12 protein-coding genes are annotated in these 13,677 nt (G+C 40.8%); 10 read left to right on the top strand and 2 right to left on the bottom strand.

Annotated elements, in window-relative coordinates; all coding sequences use genetic code 11:
* The first annotated feature begins 9 nt into the window (after positions 1-9).
* The 5 genes from ihfB (at position 10) to VOI46_RS07570 (ending at position 2,956) form a co-directional block, all read left to right on the top strand.
* A complete protein-coding gene (gene ihfB, locus VOI46_RS07550; RefSeq protein ID WP_004587872.1) occupies positions 10-297 on the top strand; it encodes an integration host factor subunit beta in 288 nt (95 codons plus the stop codon).
* 21 nt (positions 298-318) lie between these two features.
* Entirely contained in the window at positions 319-600 is a 282-nt protein-coding gene (locus VOI46_RS07555; protein WP_004587873.1) for a LapA family protein, read from the top strand.
* Between the two features lie 2 nt (positions 601-602).
* Positions 603-1,739, top strand: a complete 1,137-nt coding sequence (gene lapB / locus VOI46_RS07560) for a lipopolysaccharide assembly protein LapB (protein WP_004587874.1) — start codon at positions 603-605, stop codon at positions 1,737-1,739.
* Between the two features lie 46 nt (positions 1,740-1,785).
* Positions 1,786-2,490 (top strand): orotidine-5'-phosphate decarboxylase, encoded by a 705-nt coding sequence (pyrF, locus tag VOI46_RS07565; RefSeq protein WP_004587875.1) that lies wholly within the window; start codon positions 1,786-1,788, stop codon positions 2,488-2,490.
* Positions 2,491-2,581: 91 nt separating this feature from the next.
* Positions 2,582-2,956: a hypothetical protein gene (locus VOI46_RS07570; protein ID WP_004587876.1), complete on the top strand. Its 375-nt coding sequence runs from the start codon at positions 2,582-2,584 to the stop codon at positions 2,954-2,956.
* A gap of 251 nt (positions 2,957-3,207) precedes the next feature.
* Here the strand turns inward: VOI46_RS07570 and VOI46_RS07575 are convergent, their stop codons facing one another.
* Together VOI46_RS07575 and VOI46_RS07580 are read right to left on the bottom strand one after the other, a co-directional pair.
* On the bottom strand, positions 3,208-4,038 hold the full coding sequence (locus tag VOI46_RS07575; RefSeq protein WP_004587877.1) for a S1-like domain-containing RNA-binding protein: 831 nt from the start codon (positions 4,036-4,038) through the stop codon (positions 3,208-3,210).
* Positions 4,039-4,040: 2 nt separating this feature from the next.
* The gene (locus VOI46_RS07580) at positions 4,041-5,366 is read right to left on the bottom strand and encodes a DEAD/DEAH box helicase (RefSeq protein ID WP_004587878.1); all 1,326 of its coding nucleotides are present in this window, start codon (positions 5,364-5,366) and stop codon (positions 4,041-4,043) included.
* A 198-nt stretch (positions 5,367-5,564) separates the two neighbouring features.
* On the opposite strand from VOI46_RS07580, the gene VOI46_RS07585 reads away from it, so the two are divergent.
* From VOI46_RS07585 to VOI46_RS07605, 5 genes are all read left to right on the top strand, one after another.
* A complete protein-coding gene (locus VOI46_RS07585) occupies positions 5,565-6,572 on the top strand; it encodes a rhodanese-related sulfurtransferase (RefSeq protein WP_004587879.1) in 1,008 nt (335 codons plus the stop codon).
* A 274-nt stretch (positions 6,573-6,846) separates the two neighbouring features.
* Positions 6,847-7,842, top strand: a complete 996-nt coding sequence (locus tag VOI46_RS07590; protein WP_324738245.1) for an efflux RND transporter periplasmic adaptor subunit — start codon at positions 6,847-6,849, stop codon at positions 7,840-7,842.
* Positions 7,843-7,844: 2 nt separating this feature from the next.
* Positions 7,845-10,925 carry an efflux RND transporter permease subunit gene (locus VOI46_RS07595; protein ID WP_004587881.1) on the top strand — a complete coding sequence of 1,027 codons (3,081 nt, stop codon included), beginning with the start codon at positions 7,845-7,847 and terminating at the stop codon, positions 10,923-10,925.
* Positions 10,926-11,062: 137 nt separating this feature from the next.
* The gene (locus tag VOI46_RS07600) at positions 11,063-12,958 is read left to right on the top strand and encodes a DUF294 nucleotidyltransferase-like domain-containing protein (RefSeq protein WP_004587882.1); all 1,896 of its coding nucleotides are present in this window, start codon (positions 11,063-11,065) and stop codon (positions 12,956-12,958) included.
* Positions 12,959-12,961: 3 nt separating this feature from the next.
* Positions 12,962-13,666, top strand: coding sequence for a 3'-5' exonuclease (locus VOI46_RS07605; protein ID WP_004587883.1), 705 nt, complete (start codon positions 12,962-12,964; stop codon positions 13,664-13,666).
* Positions 13,667-13,677: the final 11 nt, after the last annotated feature.

The raw sequence follows: 13,677 nt of genomic DNA on the forward strand, positions 1-13,677 counted from the left end.
GGAAACGCTATGACTAAGTCAGAACTGATAGAAACACTTGCCGAACAGCACGCACACGTCCCAGTGAAAGATGTTGAAAATGCAGTAAAAGAAATTCTTGAACAAATGGCCGGCTCATTATCTACTTCAGATCGTATTGAGATCAGAGGTTTTGGTAGTTTCTCTTTGCATTACCGCGCTCCTCGCACAGGTCGTAATCCTAAGACTGGCGATACAGTAGAGCTTGATGGTAAGCATGTACCTCATTTTAAACCAGGCAAAGAATTACGCGACCGCGTAAACGAGAGTATTGCCTAGTTAACCAGTTGGAGTAGTTACTTGTTTAAGGTATTAAAAATTATTCTGGTTGTACTATGCCTATTTTGCGCATTTTTATTGGGTTCTCAAAATCCACAATTAGTACAAATCAATTATATTATTGCCAGTAATACCTTGCCACTCGCTGTAATAATAAGTATCTGCTTTATACTGGGTGTAATAATAGGGTGTTTTATTAGCTTTAAATTGTTTTCTAAATTAAAGTGGCAAAATTACCGCTTAAAAAAACAATTAGCGCCAGAAAAAAATAATAGTAAGCTTATTGCTAATAAAGACACCTAATCATGATTGAGCTTTTGTTTTTACTACTGCCTGTTGCTGCCGGTTATGGCTGGATTATGGGCAAAAATAGTGCAAAAAACCAAGCTCATCAACTCAATCGCCAAATCACTTCAGAATACAGTAAAGGCTTAAAGTTTTTACTAGACAGAGAAGAAGATCAGGGCTTAGAGCATCTAATAAACCTATTAGAAGTGGCTGCTGACTCTGTTGACCACTATTCAACCCTTGCTACTATGTTTCGCCGAAGAGGCGAGCTTGACCGCGCAATAAAAATTCATGAACTCCTTTTAAAACACCCAAGTTTAAATGAACAACAAGCTGCCGCTAGCCGTTTAGAATTAGCTGAAGATTATATTATGGCCGGCTTATTAGACGGTGCAGAAGAGCATTTAGTGTGGCTTGTTAAAGCTGGGCATGAACAAGCACTTGACCCAATTATTACTTTATACTCGCAAACCCGAGAGTGGGAAAAGGGCATTAATATGTTCGAAGCCCATAGTGAGTTATTCGTTAAAGAGCAGCATTTTAAAGCAATTGCTAATTTTTACAGCGAAGCTGCCTTAAGCGAAAATAAACCGCAATTAATGAACAAAGCCATTAGCTTAAATTACAAAGCGGTTCGCCCTTTGTACGAATTAGGGTTATCGGCTTACACAAGTGAAGACTACGTAAAAGCAATTTACTATTGGCGTGAACTCGTTTGCCAATTTACGTTATTTGCGCCTTTGTTTATTGACCAGCTTGCACATAGTTATAAGCAGTTAAATTTAACACATCAGTTTCATGATTTATTATGTGACTTGCTCGATAAAGGTGGGGTGCTAATAAAAATAAAACATTGCCAAGCACTGTTAGAGCAAGGAAATACTAAACAGGCATTTGAGTTTTTAACCGACAGCTTAAAACGTCAGCCTACAATTCGAGGTTTTAGTTTTTTACTACAGCTAATGGGTGATAAAAATCCAAATACCAAAGAAGTACTTGATGAAATTGATAAGCTAGTTACGTCGTATATAGCTACAAAACCAGACTTTCAATGCCAACATTGTGGTTTTACAAGCCACACTATTTATTGGAACTGCCCATCTTGTAAACATTGGGAAACCATTGTGCCAAGTAGAGGCCTAGACGGATTTTAATAACCCCCAACTATTTATAACTTTACTGCCATTCATTAGGATAGTTATGTCTTTAGAAGATACAAAAAAAGTTCTTATTGCCCTAGATTACGATTCACAAGACGCGGCTCTTAATTTTGTAAAAAAACTCTCACCAGATACGTGTCGCTTAAAAGTAGGTAAAGAAATGTTTACTTATTTTGGCCCTGCATTCGTTAAACAGTTAATCGATTTAGGCTTTGACGTATTTTTAGATTTAAAATTTCATGATATCCCTAATACAGTGGCAAAAGCGGTCACCGCAGCGGCTAATATGGGCGTTTGGATGGTAAACGTTCATGCATCAGGTGGTTTTGAAATGATGAATAAGGCAAAGCAGGCACTTGAAAAGTTTGGTGATAAAGCACCTTTATTAATAGCAGTGACAGTGCTAACCAGCATGGACGAAGCTGAACTAAAGCGTTTGGGTGTTGAAAAATCAGCGCAAGAACAAGTTATTCATTTAGCTAAATTAACAAAAGAAGCAGGGCTTGATGGCGTAGTATGTTCTGCCCAAGAAGCGAAAGCGCTAAAAGCACAATTAGGTAGCGAGTTTAAGCTAGTTACTCCAGGCATTCGCCCTGCTGGTAGTGATGTGGGTGACCAAAAACGCATTATGACACCTAAGCAAGCTATTGAAGCGGGTAGCGATTACTTAGTGATTGGTAGACCAATTACACAATCGTCAGATCCGGTACAAACTTTAGCCGATGTTAATAAATCACTAGTTTAAGTTAACAAAAAGCAATTATTTAGTGCTAAACCCCTTTTATGAATACATTTTTATGCTACATTAGTACTAAGAATGCAGTAAGGGGTTTATTTTGAAGTTAATTTTTGGATCTATTTTAATTGTTGTTGCAGGTTTTTCAGTAAATAAATATGTTTTTTCTAGTAAAGCTTATGATGGAGTAGCGACGATTACTGACTTAGTCGCAAATTACCCTGTCGATTTATTTGAATTTAAGCAAACCATGCATGGCTACGCACACCACTTATGCTATAAAAATGAAGAGCGCTTAACGCGCCAAAACGTAACTACGTCAGATTGCATTTCAAATCACGACGACAAACAAAGTGAATGTGAAAATAAAGTATTTAGGTTGGCGCCACTAAGTTTAGAAACCAAAGCTGAGATACTTGATTATTCAAAGCAATATACAGAATGTACGTTACCGTATAAGCGTATTATGGGCTAATGCCTATTAGCAATTCCCTAATTATTTTTGAAGGGTAAGCCTCGTGTTAGCTTTGTTTAAAAATTTCATTTGCGCGAAGGTGAGGGCAGAAAATAGGGCAATATAAGTGCCGTTAGTGATAATAGCTAAATAACGTTTTTTTATTCATCAAAACGTTTTATCATCTTTGAACAATCATTTAATTAGACTATTTAGAAAAAATTTAACTATAAGCGCCAACATAATATTAGCGCTTATAAATAGGTTTACGACTATTTTAAGCGGATAGATTTGGCTTCTATGTCTATCAAGCCTTGCTTAAATAAACCACCAATGGCTTTTTTGTAGTTAGCTTTACTGGTTGAAAATATTTTTTTGATAAGCTCAGGATCAGATTTATCACCAATGGCTAGTATGCCGCCTTCGTTTTTAAGCTTTTCCATTATTTTATCGCCAAGTTCACTTACTTTACCCATGCCTGGCTTTTCAAGTATAACGTCGATTTTTCCGTCTTCTCGTACTTTTTGAACAAACCCTTTAAGCTTTTGCCCTACAAATAAGTTTTTAAATACCATGTTGTAAAACACAACCCCAAAGTGAGACTCTTCAATAAGCACTTTGTAGCCAATATCTGTTTTACCAGCAACAATTAAATCAACTTCTTGAAGATGAGTGTACTCAGGCTCATCTTTTGATAAAAAGCGATTAAAGTTGCTTGATGCACAAATACGTTGGCTCGCATTATCTAAATATAAGCGAACTAAGTAAGAATGACCTTCTTGCATACGTGGTTTTTGCTCGTTAAATGGAGCTAAAACATCTTTCTCAAGACCCCAATCTAAAAAAGCGCCAATGCTATTTATTTCTTTAACACGAAGCAGCGCGTATTCGCCTACTTGGGCATGAGGTTTTTTTACTGTTGCTGTAGGTAAATTGGCGTTATCTAAAAAGATAAAAACGCTTATGCTATCGCCAGCTTCAAGTTCATCTTTAATTTCGTGTTTTGGTAAAAACACTTCCCCTAAATCGTGGCCATCAAGGTAAGCACCTTCATTGCTCACTTCTTTTACAAATAAGGTTTGTGTTGTTCCTAGGTAACTCATAATTATTCCTGCTCAGGCTTTTTTTTACGGCGCATTGGTGAATTGCCATCAATGTTCATCGGGGCTTTTATAGGTGCAGCTGGTTTTTTAGGTTTTGCCTTGCGTTTAACTTGCGGCTTTTTCACCTGTGCAACTTTTTTAGTTTTTACAGCGGCTGTTGCAGGCTTTTTCTCTTTTATACCTTTAAATTTAGCTTTAAGGCCATCAACGCTTGCAAAAAACAGCTCGTCGTTCAAAAACGACTTAATTGCTAAGTAGCTTGCCCAGTCTTTAGGGCCTACTAGCGATAATGCATTACCTTTAAATCCGGCGCGGCCTGTACGACCTATACGGTGTACATACTCTTCAGCGTGTTTTGGTAAATCAAAATTGATTACGTGCGTTACACTTAATAAGTCCAATCCTCGCGAAGCAACATCAGTGGTGATCAAAATTTTAAAGTTTTCGCGGCTAAACGAGTCCATGATCTCTAGGCGTTTGCTCTGTGTTAAATCGCCAGCTAAAGCCACCGATTTAAAACCTTTTGCATTTAATGCTTCACTTAAACGGCTGGTATCGGCACGGGTTGCTGTAAATATAATACATTGGCCAACATCATCTTGTTTTAAAAAATGCTCAAGTAACACTTCTTTATGACCAAGGTGATCGGCTAAATAGAGTGTTTGTTTAATATCACTGTGTTGCTCGTTAGCGGCGCTCAGTGTAATTTGTTTTGGCTTCTTTAATAAATTACGCGATAGGGCATCGACTTGAGCGTGATCTAGTGTCGCTGAAAACAACAATGTTTGGCGCAAGCGGTGATTAGCTTGCTCGTTAATCATTTTCAGCTGTTCAGTAAAACCTAAGTCTAAAATACGGTCGGCTTCATCAAAAATTAATAGCTCTAACCCGCTTAATTGTAATGAGCGTTTTGTGATGTGATCGGCCAAACGCCCAGGGGTTGCCACAACAAAGTGCGGGTCGTTACGAAGGGCTTTAATTTGATCGTTAAAGTTCTCGCCACCGAGTATTTTTACAGCTTTAATGTTTGTGCCCGCAATTAATAAACGCAATTGCGTAAATACTTGCGTTGCAAGCTCACGGGTTGGTGCAACGATGAGGACACGTGGATCGCGTTTACTGAGCGCTTTTTGTTTCATAACTCGCTGAACAGCAGGTAATAAAAACGCTAATGTTTTGCCCGACCCAGTTTTAGACTGAGCAAAAATGTCATGCCCTGCAAGTGCGGTAGGCACTGCATGTGCTTGAATATCTGTGGGCTGGGTGATCCCTTGATGTGCTAATTGTGTTTCAAGGCGAGTATCAATCCCAAGATCAGTAAAGTGCAAAGTCGTGTTCTCCAATGTGCAACTTAAATTAATGGCCGCATTATAGCTTACACAAGGGTTATGCCGACAGTAAAAACCATTCTAACGCGCTATTTTTTGCAATTAATTATAAAAAGCGTAAAATACGCGCCCCATATGCGCCGGATTTACGATTCGGTAAACGCCACTTAAGGCTATCAAAGCAAAATAGGAAGTAAAATGACTGCTGTTCATAAAGATGATGTAACAAACGAGCACTTTGTAGTGTGTGCAATGTACAAATTTGTAGGTTTGCCAAATTTTGAAGCACTACGTAAACCCCTTTTAGAAGTGATGGAAGCAAACGAAGTACGCGGTACTTTATTGCTTGCTGCTGAAGGTATTAACGGTACTGTATCGGCTAAGCGCGAAGGAATAGATAACTTACTTGCGTGGTTAGACACACAAGAAAACCTAAAAGACATAGTGACTAAAGAATCATACGATGATGAATGCCCGTTTTACCGCACTAAAGTAAAGCTAAAAAACGAAATTGTTACTATGGGCGTTGAAGGGGTTGACCCACTAAAAGTAGTGGGAAGCTATGTTAAGCCTAAAGAGTGGAATGCATTAATATCAGACCCTAAAGTGATTTTGATTGATACACGTAACGATTACGAAATTGAAATTGGCACTTTTCAAAATGCAGTCGATCCTAATACTAAAACTTTCCGAGAGTTCCCTCAGTGGGCTAAAGAGAATTTAGACCCAGAAAAACACAAAAAAGTAGCCATGTTTTGTACCGGTGGTATTCGCTGCGAAAAATCAACGGCTTACATGAAAGAGCAAGGGTTTGATGAGGTTTACCACCTTGAAGGCGGTATTTTAAAATACCTAGAAGAAGTGCCAAAAGAAGAAACCATGTGGGAAGGTGAGTGTTTTGTTTTTGATAATCGTGTAGCAGTAAATCATGATTTACAAAAAGGCTCTTACGATCAATGTCATGCGTGTCGTATGCCGATTACAGAAGAAGAAAAGCAAAAGCCAGAATACATGGAAGGTGTTTCGTGTCATCACTGTATCGACAATGTAACCGATGAGCAACGTGCTCGTTTTGCTGAGCGTCAAAAGCAAATAGAATTAGCACAAGCACGTGGTGAAGGGCACATTGGTAATGAAGCGCAAGCGGTTTTACAACAACGTAAAGAAGCTAAAAAAGCACAAAAAGAAGCCCAGCGCGGTAAATAATCTTTAACTACCTATTATCTACATAGCCCAGTTTATACTGGGCTTTTTTATTTATATAGCCACTTTTTAGTTTAATCCTGCCTGTATTTGTATAAATGCTTAGTCTTTAGGCGCCTTTTTCAAAGATTAATTGGTATTACCAATTTAATTTCATCTTGTAGTTTTGCTAATTTATCGTTCTATCCTACCTATTGATCAATCAGCTGTTAGACTTCGTAAGGTAATGGAAATAATAATTAATTAAGGTGTTACTTTGAAATCGCAAAACTTTTTAATCGGTGTGCTTAGTTCTCTGCTGTTTTTCAGCCTTCCTGTAATGAGCGCGAACGTTGTTGTACAAAAAATTGCCCTCGAAAGTGCAAAACAACAAGTGCAAGCGGTAGGAAATACAGAGGCAATTCATTCGGTTGTAATGTACCCCGCAGTAGGCGATAGAGTAACAGGCGTTTTTTTTAAGCCAGGTGATAAAGTAAAAAAAGGCGATACTTTACTCGAACTTGATTCTCGTAGGCAAAAAGCAGCGCTTGATGAGGCTAAAATTAAACTTGCCGACACTCAGCGAATACTAAAACGATTAGAACAAAGTCAGGCCAAAGGCGCAGTGCCTAAAAGCGATGTTGATGATGCTAAAACCGTTGTAGAGCTTGCCAAAGTCACCCTCATACAGGCTCAAACTGAGCTTGAAGACAGAAAAGTAATTGCGCCGATAAATGGCATTATGGGTTTAACAGATGTTGAGGTAGGCGATAGAATAACCGAGCTAACCCCCATTGCCACAATAGATGACACAACAAGCTTGTACATAAATTTTAACGCACCGGAGTCGGCTATCAGTATGCTGCGTAATAAAAGCAGCCTAACGGTGTTTCCTTGGCAATCAGACACTGCCATTAACGCTGATATTGCCTATTTAGACTCACGCGTAGACCCACAAACTCGTACTTTACGTGTTAAAGCCAAGCTAAATAATGAAAAACAACAATTTTTACCTGGTATGAGCTTTAGAGTACATATTGAAGTGTTAGGCGAGCGTTTTGCTGCAGTTCCTGAGGCTGCATTACTGTGGGGTGCAACAGGCCCGTATGTATGGACCAGTGTTGATAAAAAAGCCACACGTGTTGATGTAAAAATAGAGCAGCGCTTGGCGGGCCGATTATTGGTTTCTGGGCCGTTAAATAAAGGCGATATTTTAGTAATTGAAGGGGTACAACGCTTACGTGCAGGCCAAGAGCTAAGCTTTAATTTACCCGTACAAGATACGCAGGAGTAGGTATGAAGCAGCAACCTATGATGCAAGACTTACCCTCAATGGCGATTCGCCGCCCAGTACTTATTGTGGTGCTTAACTTATTAATTATTATTGCAGGTATTGCCGCTATTGCGGGTGTTGAAGTAAGAGAGCTTCCTGATGTAGATAGACCACGTATCACGGTTTCGGCGCCATTTCCTGGCGGCTCGCCTGAGACCGTTGATACCGAAGTAACCAGCAAATTAGAAGGCGCAGTAGCGCGTGTAAGTGGCGTTAAATCGATACGCGCACAAAGTGAAGAGGGAAATGCACGTATTGTGGTCGAATTTAGACCAGGCATAAATTTAGATGACGCCGCGAATGAAACGCGTGAGTCTGTTGCACGTGTAGAGCGAGACCTTCCAGAGGAGGTCGAGCGTGTTTCTATTATTAAAGCCGACAACGACGCCGAGGCAGTTGTATCTCTGACTGTTTCAAGTGAAAGTTTATCGCTTGAAGCACTTACCGAGCGCGTAAATGTTGACTTAGCGCCGCAATTTTTAACTATTCCGGGTGTCGCAGATGTTCGCTTAAACGGTGATAGAGAACGCGTATTAAGAGTACGAATAGACCCGCTAAAACTAAGTAGCTTTAATTTAACAGTGCCTGATGTAGCACTAGTGCTTAGCCAAGCGCCGTTTGATGTGCCAGCAGGGAGTTTAAAGTCAAACGATCAGCAAATTATTGTACGAGCCGATGCAACCTCTATTACTCCAGAGCAAGTTGGCGATATTATAATACAAGGCGATACCCGAATTAGTGATATTGCGGCTGTGTATTTTGGCCCTGCCGATCCGCGCTCTATGGTAAGGCTAAACGGTAAGCCCGTAATTGGTATGGAAATTATTCGACAAGCACAATCAAATACAATTGAAATATCAGATGAAGTGCTCAAGCTTATTACAAGTATGCAAACACGCTTTCCAGAAATGGAATTTACACTTACCTCCGATGACGCACAATTTATAAGAAGCTCAGTAGATGAAGTAATTTACTCTTTATTGCTTACAGTATTGTTAGTGGTTGTGACTTTGTGGGTATTTATTGGCTCTTGGCGCGCCACTTTAGTGCCTGCTTTTGCTATTCCTGTTGCTTTAATAGGGTCTTTAGCACTTATTTGGGCACTGGGTTTTTCAATAAATATTTTAACCTTGTTGGCGCTTGTATTAGCCACAGGCTTAATTGTTGATGATGCCATAGTAGTAAGTGAAAATATTCAGCGCCAGCGGGGGCTAGGTTTAGGGCGTCGGGCAGCTGCTGTAATAGGCACGCGCGAGGTGTTTTTTGCTGTTGTAGCAACCACGGCTGTACTTGCCGCTGTATTTATACCTATTGCGTTTTTACCCTCTACTGCCGGTCGCTTATTTAGAGAGTTTGGTGGAGTACTTGCCGGTGCGGTAATTATATCAAGCTTTGTGGCACTTTCATTAGTGCCTGCTCTTACCTCCAAATTAAAGTTAAAGCAGGGCGGTTTTCACCCATTTGCTAAACTAGGCCATTGGTTGGGTGGTATTTATACAAAAACAATTCATAAAGTGCTTAACCATGCCTGGCTTACGTTTGCGCTCTGTTTATTGGTTGCAGCAGGCTCAGGTGCGTTGTACGCCAGTTTGGACAGCGAGCTTTTACCCACAGAAGATCGAGGGAAAATTCGTATATTTGCACGTGGCCCAGATGGAGTAGGGCTAAACTTTATGGATAGGCAAGCGATAAAAATGGAAGATATTTTACTTCCGTTTGTCGATAGCGGCGAAATTGAGTCAATTTATACTGTGGTAGGCCAATGGGACCCTAATATTGTGTTTATTACTGTGCCATTAAAGCATTGGGATGAGCGCCATTTTAGCCAACAAGAAATTATTAATAAGATACGCCAGCCACTAGGCGATATTCCAGGAGCACCGGCTTACCCAGGTGGTGCAAATAGTTTAAATCTACGTGGTCAAGGGGGAGGCGTTGAAATCGCGCTGCTTGGGCAAGATTATTTGCAAATATTTAAAGCGGCTCAGCAGTTTTCTGCGGCATTAGAAAAAGCCGTTCCTGAGGTGGCACCTGTGCGTATTTCTTATCAGCCATCGCAACCACAGCTTAGAGTAAATATAGACAGACGCCGTGCACAAGAGCTCGGTGTATCGCTAAACGACATTGCCATTACCTTGCGCGCAGCAATAAATGGCGACGATGTAGAAGATTTAAACATTGGCGATCAGTCTGTGCCAATTATGCTCCAAGCGCAAAACCAAACCATAAACAGTCCAAGTGATTTGGCTAATTTATATATCAGAGCGGGTAATAGCAGTTTAGTACCATTAAGTAGTGTGGCCTATATTTCTGAAGAAGGGGTGGCTGCAGAGCTTGAACGTCATGCCCAGCGCCGCTCAATAGAGCTCAGCATGGAGTTGCCAGAATCGTTAACCATTGCTGCTTTAGTAGAGCAAATAAAAACGGTGTCTGAGCAGTCGTTAGAGCTAGGTATTGCACTTGCGTTTAAAGGCGAAGCGTTAACGTATGAAGAAACATCCAGCGAAGTACTTGTAACTTATGTACTTGCTTTTTTAATTGTATTTTTAGTATTGGCTGCTCAATTTGAAAATGTAAATAGTGCCATTGTGGTTATGATAACCGTTCCCTTTGGTATTACTTCTGCCATATTAGCGCTTTATTTAACCGGCACGTCGTTAAATATTTACTCTCAAATTGGTTTAGTGATGCTGATAGGCTTAATCGCTAAAAACGCAATTTTGCTTGTTGAATTTGCAGACCAATTACGCGATCAAGGCTTAACGGTCCGAAAAGCCGTCGAGCAAGCTGCGCTGGTACGTTTACGCCCAATTACGATGACCCTTATATCTACTCTACTTGGCGCATTGCCGTTAATTCTCTCTACGGGCGCAGGGGCTGAGGCCCGAAATGCAATTGGCTGGGTGGTGTTTGGCGGATTAGCACTTGCGGTGTTGTTTACGCTTTATCTTACTCCGGTAATTTACTTAGGCTTAGCACGCTTTACCACGCCAAGGGGGGATGAATCTAAGCAGCTCGCACAAGAGCTTGAAAAAGTAGACTAACCTTAAAGCCTTGCCCAGCAACGTTTTTAAATTAAAAGTGTACTGGGCATGGTTATGGCTTGATTGGCACTACTTGTTTGTTAAGATAGCCACTTAAGCATATACATGCCTTTTTGTGTGGCCACAAGGAATTCCCAATGCAAGCCGAACAAGTTGAAATTGCGCAGTTTTTAGCGCAGCACCCGCCATTTGATGACTTACCGACAAACGCTTTAAACGAGCTTGCGCAACAAGTTGAAGTAGCTTACTACCGCTCGCAAACTGATATTTTAACGTTAGGCCAAGACATCGCTGATTTATTTATAATTCGCAGTGGCTCTGTGGAAATTTATCGTCGTAATAACGAGCTTTATAACCGCTTAGATGTGGGCGGTATTTTTGGCCAAATGGGCTTGTTGATGAATCGTAAAGTGCGCTTTCCTGCAAAGGCACTCGAAGACACCCTAGTGTATTGTATTAACTTTACGCTGTTTAACCGTTTTTGTGACGAGTTTGACGGCTTTGCTGATTATTTTGAAGCCGATGGCAATGTACGCCTTCGCCAAGCGTTAGTTGAGCAGGCCGACAGCAACGATTTAACAACCGCCAAAGTTAAATCGCTCATTCATCGCGATGTGGTAACGCTAAGTACGCAAACCACCATACAAGATGTTGCTAAAGTAATGACAGAAGAAGCGGTTTCCTCTGTGTTAGTTACCGATTTAGACAAACCAATAAGCGACGACCCAGAAGAAGACGATGGGCAAATTGTAGGCATTATTACCGACCGCGATATACGCACAAAAGTGGTAGCCGAAGGCCTAGGGCTTGATGTTACCGCAGATAAAATCATGTCGACTAATCTTGTACTGCTTGATTCTAATGCTTATGTATTTGAAGCCGTTCTTGCCATGCTGCGCGACAATTTGCACCACTTACCTGTGGTACAAAAGCGCCGACCCATTGGGGTTATTTCGCTATCCGATATTTTAAGGTACGAGTCGCAAAGTAGTTTACTTTTGGTACGCGGTATTTTAGCGCAGCAAACCATTGAAGATTTAGCACATTACGCGCGCCAGCTGCCCAATGTATTTGTACGTATGGTAAACGAAGATGCTAATTCACATATGATTGGTACGGCAATGGCGGTAATAGGGCGTACTTTTAAACAGCGCTTATTAGTACTGGCTGAAGAAAAATATGGCCCGCCGCCAGTACCTTACTGTTTTATAGCGTTAGGCTCTATGGCGCGAGATGAACAACTTATTGTAACAGATCAAGATAACGCGCTTATTTTGGATGACAATTACGATGATGAAAAACACAACGAGTACTTTCAAAATATTTCTGATTTTGTGTGTGATGGCTTAGCGCAATGTGGTTATACCTATTGCAGCGGCGAAATTATGGCCTCGTTTAAAAAATGGCGTAAAACACGCTCGCAATGGTTTGATCAATTCTCACAGTGGATAGCCTTACCTAAACCACAAGCACTGCTTAACAGCTCAATATTTTTTGATTTAGATGGGGTGTGGGGGAAAACAAAGTGGGCCGACGAGCTTAAAATTTTTATTGCTAAGCAAAGTAAACAAAACCGGGTGTTTTTAGCTAATATGGCCGCCAATGCCCGAAACCGCACACCGCCACTTGGTTTTTTTAAAGGCTTTGTGCTTGAGCATAACGGCCAGCACAAGCGCTCAATGAACTTAAAACGCAGAGGCACCGCGCCGCTTTCTGATGTGATAAGAGTGCATGCACTGGCGATAGGCTCTCGTAAGCAAAATTCGTTTGAACGCCTTGAAGATATTATTGAATCGCGACTGTTACCTGAAGGTAAAGCACAGGATTTACGTGACGCGTTAGAATACATTGCCATGATGCGAATTCGTCATCAAGCATGGCAAATAGAGCAAGAAGAAGAGCCCGATAACGACATAGACCCGCATTTGCTTTCGCCGTTTGAGCAACGCAATTTAAAAGAAGCGTTTGCCATACTCGAAAAAGCACAAAGCTACTTAAAGTTTAGTTACTCAGCCAATGCAGGTGTTAAGTAACGAATGGCTAAGCAATCGTATTTTGACTGGCAGGCTCATTATAAAACACTGGCTAACAATGCTAAAAATGAGCATTTAAAGGCGTTTTATCAGCACGCTTATGGTGATACGCACACGCCCATAAAAGACATTTCGTTTGTGGCTCTTGATTTTGAGACAACCGGTCTAAATAGTGAGATGGACGATATAGTCAGTATTGGCTTAGTCCCTTTTACAATGCAAAGAGTATATTGCACACATGCTAAGCATTGGGTAGTACAGCCTCGTAAAAGCTTAAGTGAGGAGTCGATTGTTATTCATGGTATTACTCATTCAGAAGTGGATGATGCTCCCGATTTAACCTCTCGACTAGGGCCGCTACTTAATGCACTTAGTGGTAAAGTCGTGGTGGTGCATTATGCAGCGATAGAGCGGCACTTTTTAAACAATGCATTACTTGCGAGAATTAACGAAGGGATCCAGTTTGCATTAGTCGATACCATGGAAATTGAGCAACGAGCGTTGCGCGCCCGCCAAGGCTTAATAGGGCGTTTGTTTAATCAAAAGGTAGGCTCACTTAGACTCACAGATTGTCGCAGTCGATACTCTTTACCTGCCTATCATAATCACAATGCGCTAACTGATGCATTAGCCACAGCAGAGCTGTTGATTGCGCAGCTGCAATACCATTACCGCGATGATACGCCACTGGCTGAATTACTAAGTTAAATTTATTTTTA

It is taken from the genome of Pseudoalteromonas sp. CuT4-3 (assembly GCF_035666335.1).
Taxonomy (GTDB): Bacteria; Pseudomonadota; Gammaproteobacteria; order Enterobacterales; family Alteromonadaceae; genus Pseudoalteromonas; species Pseudoalteromonas atlantica.